We start from the raw sequence: 1641 nt of genomic DNA on the forward strand, positions 1-1641 counted from the left end.
GGAGTTGAACCGGGGAAACTGGTGAGTCCGGACCGCCGCCGCAGGGCCGTGGAGGTACTGCGGGAGCGGTTCGGGGTTTCCGAACGGCGTGCCTGATGGCGCTCATTGATCCTGCTCAGTCCTGCTCACCGAAAGTGCTCACCCGTGTGGCTCCGCCGATGAGGGCGGGTCTCCTTCGATGCTGGTGGTCTCTGACCACGCACCAGCACCCCGAAGGAGACCCGCTTTCTCATGTTGACATGGGAGGAAGACGTGGAGATCCACGCACTGCACAAACGGGGCTGGACGATCTCGGCGATCGCCCGGCACACCGGCCGAAACCGGCGCACGATCCGTAACTATCTGAACGGCACCACCACCCCTGGCATTCGTAAACCCGCTGGTGAGGACCCGTTCGAGCTGTTCGTCGCCTACGTCACCGCTCGTCTGACCGAGGATCCACACCTGTGGGCGCGGACCTTGTGCGACGAACTCGAAAACCTCGGTTACACCGCCTCGTATCAGACCCTGACCCGCCAGATCCGGCGACGACAACTGCGCCCGGTGTGTCAGGCCTGCGCCTGTGTCACTGAGCGCCCGAACGCGATGATCGCGCATCCACCGGGTGCGGAAACCCAATGGGACTGGCTCGAGTTGCCGGACCCGCCCGCCTCGTGGGGCTGGGGCAAGACCGCATATCTGCTGGTCGGCTCGCTGGCGCATTCCGGGCGGTGGCGCGGGGTGCTCGCCCCGGCGACGACCCAGCCGCATCTGATCGACGGTCTCGACCGCATCGTCCGTGAACTCGGCGGACTGACCCACACCTGGCGGTTCGATCGAATGTCGACGGTGTGTCACCCCGACAGCGGGAAGGTCACCGCCTCGTTCGCCGGCGCTGCCAAACACTACGGCGTCTCGGTCGCGATCTGCCCGCCTCGGGCCGGGAACCGCAAAGGCGTCGTCGAGAAAGCGAATCTGACTGCTGCGCAGAGATGGTGGCGAACACTGCCGGACGAGGTCACCGCCGAGCAGGCGCAAACGAGGCTGAACGAATTCTGCCGCCTGCGCACCGACACCCGATCCCGGACCACCCCCGAAGGAAAATCGACGGTGGCGGCGATCGCCGCGACCGAACCCCTGACACCGCCCCCATCGGTTCCGTATCCGGTGACCGTCACCGAGACCCGCACCGTCTCACGGCAGGCGCTGGTGGCCTACCGAGGCAACCGCTACTCGGTGCCCCCGGAACTGGCCGCAGCACAGGTCACCGTCACCCGCCGACTCGGGGACGAGGTGATCGACATCGTCACCGCCTCGCAGATCACCGTCGCCCGCCACCGGTTGGCGCCGGACGGGGCCGGGGCCGTGGTGCGCGATCACGGCCACGTTCACGCCCTCGACCAGGCCGCGATGGCCGGTGCTGCGGCCGGAGGCCGGCCGCACCGCCGCAAAGAACGCATCCCACCCGGACCCGACGCCCTGAGTGCGGCAGCAGCATTGCGCACCAACACCACTGAACGTCACTTGTCGTCGACGACATCACGATCGACGGTCGTCGACCTGGCCGCCTACGAGCGCGCCGCCCGCGGAAGGAACACCCTGGCATGAGCACCCCCGACGCCACCATCACGCCCACCCACGCCGCGAGTCTTTACCAGCGGC

General features: G+C 67.6%; 1 protein-coding gene. It reads left to right on the forward strand.

Annotated features, from left to right (window positions below):
- Window positions 1-231: 231 nt before the first annotated feature.
- Window positions 232-1587, forward strand: a complete 1356-nt coding sequence (locus AC0B44_RS21200) for an IS21/IS408/IS1162 family transposase (RefSeq protein ID WP_471904696.1) — start codon at window positions 232-234, stop codon at window positions 1585-1587.
- Window positions 1588-1641 lie beyond the last annotated feature (54 nt).

The organism is Rhodococcus sp. NPDC019050, from assembly GCF_055664235.1.

Coding starts and splice junctions, on each gene's coding strand:
- AC0B44_RS21200 (WP_471904696.1), top strand. CDS start 232: ATGTTGACATGGGAGGAAGACGTGGAGATCCACGCACTGCACAAACGG.